Below are 15,098 nucleotides of genomic sequence, written 5' to 3'. Positions count from 1 at the left end.
AACGGCCCAGGCCACAGGGCTGCATAGCAGGCCGACAAGCGCACAGAGGGCCGTTTTGCGCCCTGAAACTAGACGTCCCGCCATGACCAATCCCTGGTGAACAGTGCAAAGTGGCGGGCATACTATTTTGCCATCATATTGGCGTCAATTTGCCATCATTGAGTTTTTTGTAACACCTCTCTCCGTATTGAATGAAACCCTTGAGATAGAGCTGTTGCGTTACAGAGAAAAATTTTCGCCCTTCGCCGTAAACGACGTGGAGCTGACGTGCAGCTCCACGACCTGGGTCTTACGGCATCACCGGTGGCACATACTGCAAGGTCGTGCCCAGCGCCCATAGCAGCACCAGCACCAGCGGCACATGCACCAGCAACTGCACGAACGAGAAGCCGATCAGGTCGCGCGCCTTAAGCCCCAGCACGCCCAGCAGCGGCAGCATGTAGAACGGGTTGATCAGGTTCGGCAGCGCCTCGGCGGCGTTGTAGATCTGCACCGCCCAGCCCAGGTGGTACTGCAGGTCGTTGGCCACCAGCATCACGTACGGCGCCTCGATGATCCACTTGCCGCCGCCGGACGGAATGAAGAAGCCGAGCACCGCCGAGTACACGCCCATCAGCAGCGCATAGGTGTCATGGGTGGCGATCTGGGTGAAGAACACCGAGATATGGTGGGCCAGGGTCTGGGCGTCCGCACCCTTGACCTGGGTGAGGATGGCGGCGATCGAGCCGTACAGCGGGAACTGGATCAGCACCCCGGTGGTGGTCGGCACGGCACGGGTCACCGCGTCGAGGAAGCTGCGCGGGCGCCAGTGCAGCAAGGCACCGAGCATGATGAACAGCAGGTTGTAGGTGTTCAGGCCAGAGATCGCGGTGATCGCAGGCTTGGTGGCGAACTCCTGGTACAGCCAGCCGGCGGCCAGGGCGACCAGCAGCAGGATCAGGATCGGGCTGTATTCCAGCCACTCGCCCGGGCGGGTGCGCTGTGGCGACGGCGGCGCGCTGAAGCTCGGGTCGACGCCGCAGTCCTGGGCGCTGCGGGCGCTGTTCGGCCCCGGGGCGGTGGCATAGGCCACGACCAGCGAGACGACCACCAGCGCGGCAAGCATCACCCCGGACTGCCAGAGGAAGATGGTCTCGGTGAACGGGATCACCCCGGTGATCGACAGGATCGACGGCGGCAGGCTGGCCGGGTTGGCCTGCAGCTGCGCGGCCGACGACGACAGCCCCAGCGCCCACACCGCGCCCAGGCCCAGGTAGGCGGCGGCGCCGGCGGCGCGGTAGTCCATCTTCAGGTCGCTGCGCCGGGCCAGGGCGCGCACCAGCAGGCCGCCGAACACCAGCGACAGGCCCCAGTTGAGCAAGGACGCGAGCATCGAGATCAGCGCCACCCAGCACACCGCCGAGCGGCCGTTCTTCGGCAGCCGCGCCAGGCGGTCGATCAGCCGGGCGGCGGGCGGCGAGCTGGCCACCACATAGCCGCCGATGACCACGAAGGCCATCTGCATGGTGAACGGGATCAGGCTCCAGAAGCCATCACCGAAGGCCTTTGCGGTGTCGGTGGGCTTGCCGCCCATGGCCAGGGCGCCGAGGGACACCAGCATCACCGCCAGGGCGGCGAACACCCAGGAGTCGGGGAACCAGCGTTCGGCCCAGTTGGAGCAGCGCAGGGCAAAGCGGGCGGAGCGGCTGTCTTGGATATCAGCGGCCACGATGTTTTCCTTTTTTGGTTTTATTGGTGGAGTTTTAATCAGGTATTGCAAAACCCCTGTAGGAGCGGCCTTGTGCCGCGAAAGGGCCGCGAAGCGGCCCCTCGATCTCAGCGCTGATGCCGAAATCGCGGGGCTGCTCTGCAGCCCTTTCGCGGCACAAGGCCGCTCCTACAGGGGGACGGTGCGGTGCGGGTGATTAGAACGTCATTTCCTTTACATCGTCCGCCACGATCAGCTTGCCGGCGGTCTTCTCGATGATCTCCTCGACGCTCACGCCCGGGGCGGTCTCGCGCAGGATGAAGGCACCGTTTTCGATCTCCAGGTAGGCCAGGTCGGTGAGCACCTTGCGGATGCAGCCGGCACCGGTCAGCGGCAGGCTGCACTTGGGCAGCAGCTTGGATTCGCCATCCTTGGAGGCGTGGGTCATGGTGACGATGATGTTGTCGGCACCGGCCACCAGGTCCATGGCGCCGCCCATGCCCTTGACCAGCTTGCCGGGGATCATCCACGAGGCGATGTTGCCCTGCACATCCACCTCGAAGGCGCCGAGCACGGTGAGGTCGACATGGCCGCCACGGATCATGGCGAAGGATTGCGCCGAATCGAAGATCGACGCGCCACGGCGGGCGGTGACGGTCTGCTTGCCGGCGTTGATCATGTCGGCGTCAATGGTGGCCTCGGTGGGGAACTCGCCCATGCCCAGCAGGCCGTTCTCCGACTGCAGCATCACCTCCATGCCCTCGGGCACGTAGTTGGCCACCAGGGTGGGGATGCCAATGCCGAGGTTGACGTAGTAGCCGTCCTTCAGTTCACGGGCGACGCGTTGCGCCATTTGTTCGCGGGTCAATGCCATGGTCAGGATCTCTTTGTTGTTCTTGAGGGCGGCGCTCAGGCCTTGACGGTGCGCTTTTCGATGCGCTTCTCGAAGGTGCCGACGATGACCCGGTCGACATAGATGCCCGGGGTGTGGATCTCGCTGGGCAGCAGCACGCCGGGCTCGACGATCTCCTCGACCTCGACCACGGTGATCTTGCCGGCGGTGGCGGCCAGCGGGTTGAAGTTCTGCGCAGTGTTGCGGTACACCACGTTGCCGTAGTGGTCGGCCTTCCAGCCCTTGACGATGGCAAAGTCGCCGGTGATGGACGCTTCGAGGATGTACTTGCGACCGTTGAACTCGCGCACTTCCTTGCCTTCGGCGACCGGGGTGCCGTAGCCGGTGGCGGTGAAGAAGGCCGGGATACCGGCGCCGCCGGCACGCATCTTCTCGGCCAGGGTGCCTTGCGGGGTGAGTTCCACTTCCAGTTCGCCGCTGAGCAGCTGGCGTTCGAACTCGGCATTTTCGCCGACGTAGGAGGCGACCATCTTGCGGATCTGCCGGTCTTCGAGCAGCACGCCCAGGCCGAAGCCGTCGACGCCGCAGTTGTTCGAGACCACGGTCAGGCCCTTGACGCCGCGGCGCTTGATCTCGGCGATGAGGTTCTCGGGGATGCCGCACAGGCCAAAGCCGCCGGCCAGCACGGTCATGTCGTCGGTCAGGCCCGCCAGGGCCTCTTCATAAGTTGCTACACGCTTGTCCAGTCCGGCCATGCTCAGTCGCCTTTTGTAGTTGTTGGAACCGTACGGTCATCTTCACTGTAGTCGACTGATTTGTTAATTTTGTTTTCGTCATCGATTGATAACTTTTACAAAACAAAGGGCCCGCCCCATGAACGTCAAGCAGCTGCGCGCCTTCGTCACCGTGGCCAAGTACCAGAGCTTCGCCCAGGCCGGCGAACACCTGCATGTATCGCAACCGGCCCTGAGCCTGACCATCAAGGCGCTGGAGGACAACCTCGGCGGCGCCCTGCTCACCCGCACCACCCGCAGCGTCAGCCTGACCCCCGAGGGCGAAGTGCTGCTGCCCCTGGCCCGGCGCCTGCTGGCCGACTGGGACGACACCGAGGAGATGCTGCGCCAGCGTTTTACCCTGCAACTGGGGCGGGTCTCGGTGGCGGCCATGCCGGCCTTCGCCGGCAACCTGCTGCCGCAGTCGCTCAAGGTGTTCCGCCAGCGCTACCCCAAGGTCAACGTCACCGTGCACGATGTGATCAACGAGCAGGTGCTGGAACTGGTGCGCCACCGCCGCGTCGAACTGGGCATCGGCTTCGAGCCCGAGAGCAGCGAGGCGCTGCGCTTCCATCCGCTGTACCTGGACCGTTTCGTCGCGGTGGTGCCCGCCGACTCGCCCCTCGCCCGCCAGCCCCAGGTGCGCTGGCCGCAGCTGCTGGCCGAGGATTTCATCGCTCTGCAACGGCCTTCCGCGGTGCGCCTGCTGCTGGAGCAGCACCTGGCCGCCAACCATGGCAAGCTGGCGGTGGCCTTCGAGAGCCACCAGCTGTCGACCATCGGTCGCATGGTCGCCAGCGGCCTGGGCGTGAGCGCGGTGCCGGCGCTGTGCATCGGCCAGATGCAGGAGCTCGGCGCCCGCTGCGTGCCGTTGGTCGAACCGACCGTGGAGCGGCGCATCGGCGTGATCGCCCTGAGCGATCACAAGCTGTCCAGGGCCGCCGAGGCGCTGCTCGATGTATTGCTGACCCATACCCATCCACAGGAGGTGACATGCGTTACGTGAATCTGGCGGGTTCCCGCGTTCCGGCCATCGGCCAGGGCACCTGGTACATGGGCGAGGACCCAGGCCGCAGGGCCGCCGAGGTGGCGGCGCTGCAACAGGGTATCGAACTGGGCCTGGGCCTGATCGACACCGCCGAGATGTACGCCGAGGGCGGTGCCGAGCGCGTGGTCGGCCAGGCCATCGCCGGGCGCCGCGACCAGGTGTTTTTGGTCAGCAAGGTCTATCCGCACAATGCCAGCCGGCGCGGCGTGCCCGCCGCCTGCGAGCGCAGCCTCGAACGCCTGGGCACCGACTGCATCGACCTGTACCTGCTGCACTGGCGCGGCCAGTATCCGCTGGAGGAGACCGTCGAGGCCTTCGAGCGCCTCATCGAGCAGGGCAAGATCCGCCGCTGGGGCGTGTCCAACTTCGACCTCGACGACCTGCGCGAGCTCGACAACCCCGCCTGCGCCACCAACCAGGTGCTGTACAACCCGGCCGAGCGCGGCATCGAGTTCGACCTGCTGCCCTGGAGCCAGCAGCAGGGCCTGCCGACCATGGCCTACTGCCCGCTGGCCCAGGCCGGGCGCCTGCTGCGACATCCCGTGCTGGGCGATATCGCCGCACGCCATGGCGCCACGCCGGCCCAGGTGAGCCTGGCCTGGGTCACGCGCCAGGAGGGCGTGATCGCCATTCCCAAGGCCACCGCCCCGGAACATGTGCGCCTGAACGCGGCGGCGGCAGGGCTGATATTGAGCGAAGCAGACCTGCGGGCCATCGACCAGGCCTTCCCCGCGCCGACCTGCAAGCAACGCCTGGCAATGGTCTGAACCCCTACAGGGGCCGGCATGATCGACAACAAAGCAAGATCGTTCAAGCCGCCCCCGCGCCGCTCTGTCATGCTGGCCTGCCCTGTCGATTCGTTGTCGTTCCCATGTCCAGCCCACCGCTCGCCCGCAATGCCTTCCTTCACGGTGCCATCGCCATCCTGCCGCTGTCCCTGGCCGTCGCGCCCTGGGGCCTGCTGGCAGGCTCCATGGCCATCGAGGCCAACCTCAGCGCCTGGCAAGGCCAGGGCCTGTCGGCCATCGTCTTCGCCGGCGCCGCGCAGCTGGTGGCCATCGGCATGCTCAAGGGCGGCGCCAACCTGCTGTCGATCCTGCTCACCACCCTGCTGCTGACCTCGCAGCACCTGCTCTACGGGTTGTCCATGCGCCCGGTGATGTCCGGCTTGCCGACCCGCTGGCGCCTGGGCCTGGGCTTTCTGCTCACCGACGAGTTCTTCGCCCTGACCAGCCACCACGACCAGCAGCAGTTCAACCGCTGGTACGCCCTGGGCGTCGGCCTGACTTTCTATGTGGCCTGGAACCTGTTCACCCTGGCCGGCATCGTCCTCGGCCAGAACATCCCGCACCTGGACCGGCTGGGCCTGGACTTCTCCATCGTCGCCACCTTCGTCGCGCTGATCGCGCCGCTGGTGCGCAACCTGCCGACCGTGGTGTGCGTGGCGGTGTCGCTGTTCTGCTCGGTGCTGTTCAGCTACTGGCACTGGGAAACTGCCCTGGTGGTGGCAGGCTTGCTGGGCATGGCCGCTGGCTTTATCTGCCAGAAATTCTCCGGAGGCCGCTCATGATCTGGCTGCTGATCGTCGCCATGGGCGCGGTGGTGTTCCTCAACCGCTACGCCTTCCTTGAACCGCGCCTGCCGCTGCGCCTGAGCTCCAATGCGCGGCAGTTCCTCGGCTTCGCCGTGCCCGGCATGCTCACCGCGATCTGCGGGCCGATCATCTTCCTGCCCGGCCACCAGCTCGAGCTGAGCCTGCTGAACCCTTACCTGCTCGGCTCGCTGGTGGCGATCGCCCTGGTGCTGTTGACCCGCAGCGTGTTGCTGAGCATGCTGGCGAGCATGCTGATCTTCTTCCTCCTGCGCAGCTGGCTGGCATGACCACGCCCCTGCGCGAACAGGCCCACCTGTGGCAGGCGCCCGCCCTCGGCGACGTCGAGATGCTGCACGCCCGCTACATCCAGCAGCGCTTCGCCCCGCACGTACACGAAGGCTACGTGTTCACCGTGATCGAATCCGGCGCCCAGCGTTTCTGGCACCGTGGCAGCGAGCACCTGGCGCCGGTCGGCAGCATGGTGCTGATCAATCCCGACGAGCTGCACACCGGCGCCACCGCCCACGAGGCGGGCTGGCGCTATCGCGGTTTCTACCCCGAGCACGAGCGGGTTACCGGCGTGCTCGACGAGCTGGAACTGGGCCGCCACGGCCTGCCCCGGTTCAAGGACAGCGTGATCCAGGACCCGACCCTGGCCGCCGCGTTCAGCCAGCTGCACCAGTTGTCCGAGTCCTGCGCCAGCGCCCTGGAGCAACAGACCGCCTGGCGCCAGGCGGTGCTGGCGCTGGTGCAGCGCCACGGCCACTGTGCCGAGCCCGCCGCCCCCGGCAACGAGCCGCTGGCCGTGGCCCGCGCCCGCGAACTGCTGGAGAGCCGGCTGGCCGAGCCGCCCTCGCTGGAAGCCCTGGCGGCGGCGGTGAACCTGTCGCCGTTCCACTTCGCCCGGGTGTTCCGCCAGGCCACCGGCCTGCCGCCCCACGCCTGGCTCAAGCAGCGCCGCCTGGCCCGCGCCCGCGAGCTGCTGCGCAGCGGCCTGCCGGCACTGGAGGTCGCCGTCAACCTGGGCTTCGCCGACCAGAGCCACCTCAGCCGCCAGTTCAAGCAGGCCTATGGGGTTACGCCGGGGGCCTATCGCCAGGCCTGTCTGGGCCTGTAGCTGCGCCCCGGTTCCAGGCGCCTGGCGTGATGCCGGTCATGCCGCGAAAGAACGCAATGAAGGCACTGTCGCTGGCGAAGCCCAGGTCGTCGGCGATGGCGCCCAGCGGCCGCTGCAACGCCAGCTGTTCCATTGCCCGCAACAACCGCCACTGCTGGCGCCATTGCTGATAGGACATGCCGGTATCCCGGCGCAGCAGGCGGCTGATGGTCTTCTCGCTGGCGCCAACCTGCCGCGCCAGTTCACCCAGCGCTGGCGGCAGGCGCTCGAGCCGCTCGACCAGCCCAACCAGGCGGCGATCGCCTGGCAGTGGCAGGAACATCGGCTGGCGCGGCGCCAGGCGCAATTCGCCCAGACACAGCGCCAGCAGGTGCACCTGGTCACCTCGGTCCCAGGCCGTGTCGAACGGCGCCTGGGCAATGCGTTCGAGCAGTTCGCGCAGCAACGGGTTGACGCTGATGATCGTCACGTCGTCGGGCAGCTCCACGTTGAGCACGGCGCTGAAATACAGCGAGCGGTAGTCTACCGTTTCGCGCATGCGCGCCCGATGCTCCAGCCCCGCCGGAATCCACGCAGCCTGGGTCGGTGGCAGCAGGCACAGGCGTCCGGGCGTCTGGATGCGCACGCAGCCCTGGCGGGTGAACAGCACCTGGCCGCGGCCATGGCGGTGGCGCCCCGAGTCGTGGTCGCCCAGAGCCGAGCAGATGCCCAGTACCGGCGCGTCGAAAGCATCGGGGTCGAAGTGGGTGTCGGGGGCTAACCAGGCCATGGCTGTAATTGTCCGATTTCAACGATAGAGCAACGGAATCGCGATAATAGCTCACGGCACAACGTCCCTACCATGAGCGCCCGTTTGTGCTGCAAGGCGTTCACTCCCATGCTTTCCCGTTCCTGGCTGGCCCTGGCCACCGCCCTGCTGATGTTTCCGCAAGTCGCCGAAACCCTCTACAGCCCTGCCCTGGTCTCCTTGGCCGAAGCATTCGCCGTCAGCGCTGCCCAGGCTTCGCTGACCCTGTCGCTGTACTTCGTCGCGTTTGCCGTCGGCGTGCTGGCCTGGGGGCGTGCCTGCGACCTGTGGGGGCGGCGCCCGGCCATGCTTGCCGGCCTGTCGCTCTATACCACCGCAGCACTGGCGGCGCTGCTGGCGGTCGACTTCAGCCAACTGCTGCTGGCGCGGATCGTGGCGGCCTTCGCGGCGGCGGTGGGCTCGGTGGTCACCCAGACCATCCTGCGCGATCGCCACGCCGGCCCTGAACTGGCCCGGGTGTTCTCGTTGATCGGCGTATGCCTGGCGCTCAGCCCGGCGCTCGGGCTGATCAGCGGCGCCTGGCTGGACCGGCTGTTCGGCTATCACGGTGTACTCGCCGGCCAGTTGCTGATGGCCGCGCTGCTGCTCGCCTGGACCTGGCGCGGCCTGCCCGAGACGCGCCCCGCCGCGCAGGCGACGCCCGCGCTCGGCCAGGTGCTGCGACGCCTGCTGCGCGACCGTCGCGTGCTGCTGGCCAGCGCCCTGGTGGCAGTGTTCAACATCAGCGTGTTCAGCTGGTACAGCCTGGCGCCGTTTGTTTTCGAGCGCCTCGGCGCCAGCCCGTGGATGGGCTACTCCGGCGCGGCGCTGGCGCTCGGCTCGCTGCTGGGCGCGCGACTCAATGCACGACTGTTGCAGCGCGGGGTGGCCACGGCGCGCCTGCTGCGCCTGGCGTGCCTGCTCGACCTGCTGGCGGCGCTGGCACTGCTGGGGCTGGGCGACAGCCTGTGGACGGTGCTGGCCATGGCCCTGGTGATGTTCGCCTTCGCCATGGCGATTCCGCTGGTGCTGGGCTCGGCGCTGGTCGACTACGCCGACTGCCGTGGCACGGCGGGCGCGTTGTTCGGCTTGTTCTACTACCTGCAGATTGGCGCGGGACTGCTGCTGGCGGGTGCCTGCCAGGCTATGGGGGCGACGCTGTTTGTCTGTGCGCTGGCGGGCTGGGCACTGGCCATCGGCTACGAGCAGCCTGGCCGGGCGCTGCTACACTCAAGGGGCTGAATGGAGGATCGCGTCATGTCCGAACGAGAAATCACCACGCTCCTGTCGCTGATGAGCCAGCGCCAGGCCTGCCTGAGCAGCGCCTGCAAGGAGATCGCCGACTGGATCGACCGCCAGGGCGATGTGCCCGCCGCCGGCAAGATCCGCGCCAGCCTGAAGGCGCTGGAGGCCGAGGATGCACAGGTGCGCAAGACCCTGACCTCGCTGAACATCGAACGGCCGTTGCCACGTTTTCGTAGCTGACGGGCCGCTGGGGCTGCTTTGCAGCCCGTTCGCGGCACAAGGCCGCTCCTACAGGGGACTGCGATTTCCTCTGTAGGAGCGGCCTTGTGCCGCGAACGGGCGCAAAGCGCCCCCGATCCACGATCAGTGGTTCATATGCATATGGTCATGCCCGCCGCTGGCCTCGGCGTTGAGCGCACGCACCGGCGCCTGCACCTGCAAGGTTTCCTTCGCGCCCTTGGCATCGATGATGGTCAGGGTCAGCGGCACCTGCTCGCCTTCCTTCACCTGCTGGTTCAGGCCCATCAACATCACGTGGTAGCCATTGGGGTCCAGCTTGACGGGCTTGCCCGCCGGCAGCGCGATGGCATCGACCGGCCCCATCTTCATCACATCGCCGTTCATGACCATCTCATGCACCTGCACGTCCTTGGCCACGGGTGAGGCGACGCTCACCAGCTTGCTGTCGCTGCTGGCAGTCAGGGTCATGAAGGCGCCGGTCGATTGCTGGTGCGGTACGCTGGCGCGCACCCAGGCGTCGCTCACGGTGGTCTGGGCGAACGCCGGCAGGGTCATGCCCAGCAGGGCCAGGGCGGCCAGACCGCGTTTGATCGGTTGCATCGACATTCAGCAGATCTCCATCAGGGTGACCAGGTCCTCGGCACATTCCTTGGCGTTCAGGGAATGGCCCAGGCTCAGGCGCAGGGTGCCACGTGTGTCGTAGACGTAGCTGGTGGACGAGTGAGAGACAGTGTAGGTGTCGCCGGCCGGGACCTTTTCGTAGAACACCTTGAATTCCCGGGCCACCTCGGCGATTTCCTCGGGGGTACCGGTCAGGGCGACGATCGACGGGTCGAAGGCCTTGACGTAGGCATCGAGTATCTCGGGGCTGTCGCGCTCCGGATCCAGGGTGATGAACACCGGCTGGAACAGGTCACGGTCACGGCCGCGCAGGATCTTGCGGATCTGCGCCACGCGCGCCATGGCGGTCGGGCAGACGGCCGGGCACTGGGTGAAGCCGAAGAAGATCATCGGCATCGAGCCGTAGAAACTCGACAGGGTGCGCTCGTTGCCTTGAGTGTCCTTGAGCTTGAACTTGCGCCCGAGGATCTCGTTGCTCATGTTCTTGCCGTACTTGAAGTCCAGGCCCCGGGCCGGGTTGCAACCCGCCAGCAGGCCAAGCCCCAGTACGCCCATCCCGGCGACAACCGCGCGCCGGGTCAACAGATCATTCATGGAACCATCCTTTACAGGGAAGGTGCCGACCCCTGGGATGGGCCGGCCAGAAAACCGGGGCATTCTGTCACGCCACCCCTGCACCATCCACCCGATATCCGGCCGACCAGGCTGCAGCCCTTTGTTTACGGGGCGCGACCGGTTGTCGCAGGGGTTGAATCCGTAACACTTTGTTGCTAGGGATCAATGCACAACACCTGAAAACATCGCGGGGCAAGCCCGCTCCCACGCATTGATCCAGGCATGGCCCAGGCGTGGGAGCGGGCTTGCCCCGCGATGGCGTCACCACTGGCGATCAGTAGTACGCGTTTTCCTTCTGGCTGTGGTCGGTCACGTCACGCACGCCCTTGAGCTCCGGAATGCGTTCGAGCAGGGTGCGCTCGATGCCTTCCTTCAGCGTCACGTCGGCCTGGCCGCAGCCCTGGCAGCCGCCGCCGAACTGCAGCACGGCGATGCCGTCGTCGACCACGTCCACCAGGCTCACGGCGCCGCCGTGGCTGGCCAGGCCCGGGTTGATCTCGGTCTGCAGGTAGTAGTTGATACGCTCGTTGATCGGGCTGTCTTCGTTGACCATCGGCACCTTGGCGTTCGGCGCCTTGATGGTCAGCTGGCCGCCCATGCGGTCGGTGGCGTAGTCGACCAGCGCGTCCTCGAGGAACGGCACGCTGACTGCGTCGAGGTAGGCGGTGAAGCTCTTCAGGCCCACCGGCTGGTCGTCGGGTTTCTCCTCGCCCGGCTTGCAGTAGGCGATGCAGGTCTCGGCGTAGGTGGTGCCCGGCTGGGTGATGAAGATACGGATGCCGATGCCAGGCGTGTTCTGCTTGGAGAGCAGATCGGCCAGGTAATCATGGGCGGCGTCGGTAATGGTTATAGCGCTCATGGAAGTTCCTCACAGACTTGCCGGCAGTGTACGCCAACCCGGCCCTCGAACAAAGTCCTAGCATTTGACTCGGGATAGCGCCAGCGCAGGCTCCTGGGCGCCACGCCCCGCGAATCCGGCCTTGAGCCGCCCGTATAGGCCACGCTCCAGCCAGTGGTAGCTGAGCCACGACATTAGTCCGATTGACGGCACGCACAAGGCGAACACCAGGTACGGATTCAGGCGCAGGCGTTCGCTGGCGAACAGGCCGCCATACAGCACCAGCACATGCACCAGGTAGACCGAATAGGAGCAATCCCCCAGCGCCTTGAGCACCCGGTTACCCTTGAAGAATGGCTCCAGGGCGATGAACGCCAGCACCACCAGGGCGCTGGGCAGGCCCCAGTGCAGGAGGCGCTGCGAGGCGTCCAGGTGATACAGCGCATACCCCGCCACGCCGAGCAGCCCCAGCGGCAGCCACAAGCCCTGGCGAATCAGCCCGCGGCGGTACAGCACGCCCAGGCCAATGCCCAGCAGGAACTCGTAGACGATGTCGTTGCTGTAGAAGCGGCTGAGCACGCCGAGGCGGCCCAGTACCTCGCTGACCAGCAGCAGCGCCGCCGTCACCAACAGCAGGTGGTGGCGCTGGCGCACCAGGAACGCCAGGCCGAACAACAGGTAGAAGAACATCTCGAAGTTCAGCGTCCAGCCGACATTGAGGGTCGGATACAAGCCGTAGCCACCCGGATTCTCCGCAGGGATGAACAACAGCGACAGCAGCAGGTGCTGCCATTCGAACACCTGGTGCGGCATCCAGCGGCTGGCGACCAGCATCAGCGCTGCCATCAGCAGGGTATAGAACCAGTAGGCGGGCACGATGCGCAGGGCGCGGTTGAGCAGGAACTGTGCGGGCGCGATGTCCTTGTCGCGGGTCGAGAGGTAGATCACCAGGCCACTGATGACGAAGAAGATGTCCACCCCCACCGCGCCGCGGTCGGCGAGCAGTTGGCCGAGGGGGCCGGTGGCGTGGAAGTCGAAGAAGATCTGCATGAAGTGGTGGCAGACCACCACCCAGGCGGCGAATGCCCGGAGAGCCTGAAGCGAATACAGCATGAAAAACCCTGCGTTGACCGGTGCGTTGAGGCTTCGGCAATCAGGCTATGTCATCGCGGGGGTAGGAGCGGCCTTGTGCCGCGAAAGGGCCGCTGCGCGGCCCCAGCAATCTTTGCAGCGTTGCTGGAGGCCCCTGGGGCTGCTTTGCAGCCCTTTCGCGGCACAAGGCCGCTCCTACCCCGGCGATGGCTGCAGAGCCATTTCAACCGAAACCATCCAGCAGTTCCGACCGCAACAGGCCGGGAAAGTCCCGGCCAACCGATCAGAGGTTCTCGTAGCGGTTCATGTCCAGCACCCCCGCCTCCACCGGCTCGGTCTGCTTGATGTAGCTGTTCAGGTCATGGAAGTAGCGCCAGAACTCGGGATGGCTGCGACGCACGCCCCAGCGCATGACGATGCGCTCGAACTTCGCCGTGTCGTCCCGCGCCGCTTCCATGTCCTCGACGAACTCCGGCACATCGGCCACCGGGATGTTGAAGATGAAGTTGGGGTAGCTGCTGAGCACGCCCGGGACCAGGGTCAGGGTGTCCAGCCCCGGCTGGTAGCGGTAGGCCTCGCCGAGCAGGAACGCCACGTTGCTGTGGGCGCGGTTGCGCAGCAGGCTGTAGACCTGGCGCTGACCGCCCTGCCCTTCGATGCGCAGCATGGTCGCCTCGGGCAGCTGGCCGATCACCTTCAGGCCCGCGGCCGGGCGCGACACCAGGCGGCTCAACGACTGCTCGACGTCGCGAAACTCCTGGGACAGCCCGGGTCGCGAGCAATAGGCGCCCTGGCAGCGGTTGATCGGGTCGGGGGCCACGTTCAGGCTGCCGGTGCGCTGCAGCAACTGCAGGCCGAAGTCACGCTTGGGATCGTGCTTGTCCAGCTTCAGCGCGCTCGGGGTGCTGGTGTCGATGTCCTCGTAGTCCATCCACATCTTCACCTTGCCGCTGTTCTGGTACCAGTTGCCGAGGATCTCGCTACGCTTGCCGGCCGGCATCAGGCGCAGGAAGTTGACCTCGGCGCCATTGCGGATCAGGTCGAAGTACAGGCGTGTCTGCAACTGGTGCGAGACGTTGCCGAACACATCGAAGTTCACCGCCAGCTGGTAGTAGGTACGCTCGAACAGCGGGTAGTCGAACAGCCACATCGTCAGCGGCACGTCACCGATCAGGCCCTTGGTTACCGAGGCGCTGTCGAAGTGGCGGAAGATGCTCAGCAGCGCGTTGTCATTGCCCGCCCACAGGGTCGACCAACTCGGCGCCGGCTGCTCGGCATAGGCCTCGCGACGTAGCGCCTCGTACTCGTTGCGTTTGTCGCGGTAGGCGTGCCACAGGCTCAGCACGCTGCCGACGTCGTCGATCTGCCCGGGCATGGCCAGCAGCGGCGTGGCCTCGCCCCGGTACTCGGCATCGGTGATGTACAGGTCGTGGGCCGGCTCCTGGAACAGTGCCCAGAAGTTGTCGCGGATCACGTCGGTGGCGATCTGGCCACGGCATACCGGGCCGCGAATGAAGGTGCGGACGAAGTACTCGGCGTTGTCCAGCATGAACTGGTAGCGGGCCACCGCCGGGATCGCCTCGAAGGTCTCGAACGGGTTGGCGCGGTGGCGCGGGCCGTAGCCGGGCAGCGACGAGGCATGCCAGTCGCCGCTGTAGAACAGCTGCTTGACCCGCTTGAGCTTCTGCGGCCCCATCGGGTAGGTGATGTGGGTCTTGTGGACGATCACCCCCTGCACCGGGATCAGCCGGTAGTAGAAATCGGTGCCTGGCGGGTCGTTGGGGCGACGGGTGGCGATCAGGTCTGCCGGCTGGCCGCTCGGCGTGCGCGAACGCACCCACTGGAAGAAGTGGCCCGGCTCGCCGCCGACGAAGTGGATGTGGGCGAGGAACAGGTGCTCGTACAGCCAGCGGCCGACCAGTGCCTCGGTCGAACCGGGGCGGTTGAGCAGCTCTTCCCAGTCGGCGATCTGCTTTGCCTCGACCGCGCTGGGCTGGATCGGCGTCTTCTCGACCGGAGCGCCAGCCGCCAGCCAGCGCTGCAGGGTCTGGTACTCCTGGTCGGTCAGGCCGGTGACCGCCAGCGGCATGCCCTCTTTGGGGTGGGCGCCGGCGTAGGCGTCGAACTCGTGGGGCAACGGGCACATGTTGTTGCGGTTGAGCCCCAGGACGATCTCCTCGGGCAGCTTGGCATTGGGCGTGAGCGGGGTCTTGTGGCCCAGCTCGAGCATGCGCGCCATCAGCGCGGCCTGGCTGCCCTGCTTGTCCAGCACCGAGTAGAAGCCCTGCTTGCGCCAGCCGGCTTCGTCACGGGCATCGTAGAACAACCGCGTGGTGGGCACCGCCTGGCTGCGCTCGCCCTGGTAGACCGGCACCTTGGAAGCGCCGCGCTCGGCGCCCTCGGCGCTGCCCAGGTTGAGCTGGCAGGCAGCGTCGTTGCAGGCGTGGCAGGCCACGCACTTCTCGGTGAAGATCGGTTGGATATCCCGGGTGTATGAAATCGTCGGGCTCGCTTGGGGGGCCTGCCCGAACGCCGCGCCACTGATGAGCAAGGCGAAGGCGCTGGCAAATATGCGATGCAGCATGTGC

Annotated in this window: 16 protein-coding genes; 7 read left to right on the top strand and 9 right to left on the bottom strand. The window is 66.4% G+C overall.

What is annotated here, in order from left to right:
• Positions 1–289: 289 nt before the first annotated feature.
• From POF53_RS15100 to POF53_RS15090, 3 genes are all read right to left on the bottom strand, one after another.
• Complete coding sequence (locus POF53_RS15100; protein WP_062360297.1) at positions 290–1,708, bottom strand: short-chain fatty acid transporter; 1,419 nt, start codon at positions 1,706–1,708, stop codon at positions 290–292.
• A 196-nt stretch (positions 1,709–1,904) separates the two neighbouring features.
• A complete protein-coding gene (locus POF53_RS15095) occupies positions 1,905–2,561 on the bottom strand; it encodes a CoA transferase subunit B (RefSeq protein WP_050705131.1) in 657 nt (218 codons plus the stop codon).
• Between the two features lie 35 nt (positions 2,562–2,596).
• Positions 2,597–3,286: a CoA transferase subunit A gene (locus tag POF53_RS15090; protein WP_498968328.1), complete on the bottom strand. Its 690-nt coding sequence runs from the start codon at positions 3,284–3,286 to the stop codon at positions 2,597–2,599.
• A 127-nt stretch (positions 3,287–3,413) separates the two neighbouring features.
• On the opposite strand from POF53_RS15090, the gene POF53_RS15085 reads away from it, so the two are divergent.
• The 5 genes from POF53_RS15085 to POF53_RS15065 all read left to right on the top strand — a co-directional run bounded on the left by POF53_RS15085 (position 3,414) and on the right by POF53_RS15065 (position 7,072).
• Positions 3,414–4,319 carry a LysR family transcriptional regulator gene (locus tag POF53_RS15085; RefSeq protein WP_475858697.1) on the top strand — a complete coding sequence of 302 codons (906 nt, stop codon included), beginning with the start codon at positions 3,414–3,416 and terminating at the stop codon, positions 4,317–4,319.
• Entirely contained in the window at positions 4,307–5,128 is an 822-nt protein-coding gene (locus tag POF53_RS15080) for an aldo/keto reductase (protein WP_498968325.1), read from the top strand. Before POF53_RS15085 ends, POF53_RS15080 begins: the two co-directional genes overlap by 13 nt.
• A gap of 104 nt (positions 5,129–5,232) precedes the next feature.
• A complete protein-coding gene (locus POF53_RS15075) occupies positions 5,233–5,931 on the top strand; it encodes an AzlC family ABC transporter permease (RefSeq protein WP_498968323.1) in 699 nt (232 codons plus the stop codon).
• Positions 5,928–6,242, top strand: a complete 315-nt coding sequence (locus tag POF53_RS15070; RefSeq protein ID WP_234563033.1) for an AzlD domain-containing protein — start codon at positions 5,928–5,930, stop codon at positions 6,240–6,242. The genes POF53_RS15075 and POF53_RS15070 overlap by 4 nt, the downstream gene beginning before the upstream one ends.
• Positions 6,239–7,072, top strand: coding sequence for an AraC family transcriptional regulator (locus POF53_RS15065; protein WP_498968321.1), 834 nt, complete (start codon positions 6,239–6,241; stop codon positions 7,070–7,072). Before POF53_RS15070 ends, POF53_RS15065 begins: the two co-directional genes overlap by 4 nt.
• Here the strand turns inward: POF53_RS15065 and POF53_RS15060 are convergent.
• Positions 7,032–7,841, bottom strand: a complete 810-nt coding sequence (locus POF53_RS15060; RefSeq protein ID WP_203646251.1) for an AraC family transcriptional regulator — start codon at positions 7,839–7,841, stop codon at positions 7,032–7,034. The two genes, POF53_RS15065 and POF53_RS15060, sit on opposite strands and share 41 nt — an antisense overlap.
• Positions 7,842–7,949: 108 nt before the next feature.
• On the opposite strand from POF53_RS15060, the gene POF53_RS15055 reads away from it, so the two are divergent.
• Both POF53_RS15055 and POF53_RS15050 read left to right on the top strand, forming a co-directional pair.
• Positions 7,950–9,101 (top strand): MFS transporter, encoded by a 1,152-nt coding sequence (locus tag POF53_RS15055; RefSeq protein ID WP_203646250.1) that lies wholly within the window; start codon positions 7,950–7,952, stop codon positions 9,099–9,101.
• 15 nt (positions 9,102–9,116) lie between these two features.
• Positions 9,117–9,344, top strand: a complete 228-nt coding sequence (locus tag POF53_RS15050; RefSeq protein ID WP_023630605.1) for a hypothetical protein — start codon at positions 9,117–9,119, stop codon at positions 9,342–9,344.
• Positions 9,345–9,467: 123 nt separating this feature from the next.
• Here POF53_RS15050 and POF53_RS15045 read toward each other — a convergent pair whose 3' ends face one another.
• The 5 genes from POF53_RS15045 to POF53_RS15025 form a co-directional block, all read right to left on the bottom strand.
• Positions 9,468–9,950, bottom strand: a complete 483-nt coding sequence (locus tag POF53_RS15045; RefSeq protein ID WP_203646249.1) for a copper chaperone PCu(A)C — start codon at positions 9,948–9,950, stop codon at positions 9,468–9,470.
• Positions 9,951–10,559, bottom strand: coding sequence for an SCO family protein (locus POF53_RS15040; protein ID WP_203646248.1), 609 nt, complete (start codon positions 10,557–10,559; stop codon positions 9,951–9,953).
• A gap of 295 nt (positions 10,560–10,854) precedes the next feature.
• On the bottom strand, positions 10,855–11,439 hold the full coding sequence (gene nfuA / locus POF53_RS15035) for a Fe-S biogenesis protein NfuA (RefSeq protein WP_023630602.1): 585 nt from the start codon (positions 11,437–11,439) through the stop codon (positions 10,855–10,857).
• 57 nt (positions 11,440–11,496) lie between these two features.
• The gene (locus POF53_RS15030; protein ID WP_254464541.1) at positions 11,497–12,531 is read right to left on the bottom strand and encodes an acyltransferase family protein; all 1,035 of its coding nucleotides are present in this window, start codon (positions 12,529–12,531) and stop codon (positions 11,497–11,499) included.
• A 262-nt stretch (positions 12,532–12,793) separates the two neighbouring features.
• Complete coding sequence (locus POF53_RS15025; RefSeq protein WP_203646244.1) at positions 12,794–15,094, bottom strand: fatty acid cis/trans isomerase; 2,301 nt, start codon at positions 15,092–15,094, stop codon at positions 12,794–12,796.
• Positions 15,095–15,098: the final 4 nt, after the last annotated feature.

It is taken from the genome of Mitsuaria sp. RG (assembly GCF_028369275.1).
Classification (GTDB): Bacteria; Pseudomonadota; Gammaproteobacteria; order Pseudomonadales; family Pseudomonadaceae; genus Aquipseudomonas; species Aquipseudomonas peradeniyensis.
This window is presented reverse-complemented; position numbering and strand designations above follow the sequence as displayed.

Bases quoted from the DNA above. Each gene is read 5' to 3' on its own strand.
- POF53_RS15065 (WP_498968321.1), top strand. From the start codon at position 6,239: ATGACCACGCCCCTGCGCGAACAGGCCCACCTGTGGCAGGCGCCCGCC.
- POF53_RS15095 (WP_050705131.1), bottom strand. From the start codon at position 2,561: ATGGCATTGACCCGCGAACAAATGGCGCAACGCGTCGCCCGTGAACTG.
- POF53_RS15085 (WP_475858697.1), top strand. From the start codon at position 3,414: ATGAACGTCAAGCAGCTGCGCGCCTTCGTCACCGTGGCCAAGTACCAG.
- POF53_RS15040 (WP_203646248.1), bottom strand. From the start codon at position 10,559: ATGAATGATCTGTTGACCCGGCGCGCGGTTGTCGCCGGGATGGGCGTA.
- nfuA (WP_023630602.1), bottom strand. From the start codon at position 11,439: ATGAGCGCTATAACCATTACCGACGCCGCCCATGATTACCTGGCCGAT.
- POF53_RS15075 (WP_498968323.1), top strand. From the start codon at position 5,233: ATGTCCAGCCCACCGCTCGCCCGCAATGCCTTCCTTCACGGTGCCATC.
- POF53_RS15055 (WP_203646250.1), top strand. From the start codon at position 7,950: ATGCTTTCCCGTTCCTGGCTGGCCCTGGCCACCGCCCTGCTGATGTTT.
- POF53_RS15025 (WP_203646244.1), bottom strand. From the start codon at position 15,094: ATGCTGCATCGCATATTTGCCAGCGCCTTCGCCTTGCTCATCAGTGGC.
- POF53_RS15060 (WP_203646251.1), bottom strand. From the start codon at position 7,841: ATGGCCTGGTTAGCCCCCGACACCCACTTCGACCCCGATGCTTTCGAC.
- POF53_RS15080 (WP_498968325.1), top strand. From the start codon at position 4,307: ATGCGTTACGTGAATCTGGCGGGTTCCCGCGTTCCGGCCATCGGCCAG.
- POF53_RS15070 (WP_234563033.1), top strand. From the start codon at position 5,928: ATGATCTGGCTGCTGATCGTCGCCATGGGCGCGGTGGTGTTCCTCAAC.
- POF53_RS15045 (WP_203646249.1), bottom strand. From the start codon at position 9,950: ATGTCGATGCAACCGATCAAACGCGGTCTGGCCGCCCTGGCCCTGCTG.
- POF53_RS15050 (WP_023630605.1), top strand. From the start codon at position 9,117: ATGTCCGAACGAGAAATCACCACGCTCCTGTCGCTGATGAGCCAGCGC.
- POF53_RS15030 (WP_254464541.1), bottom strand. From the start codon at position 12,531: ATGCTGTATTCGCTTCAGGCTCTCCGGGCATTCGCCGCCTGGGTGGTG.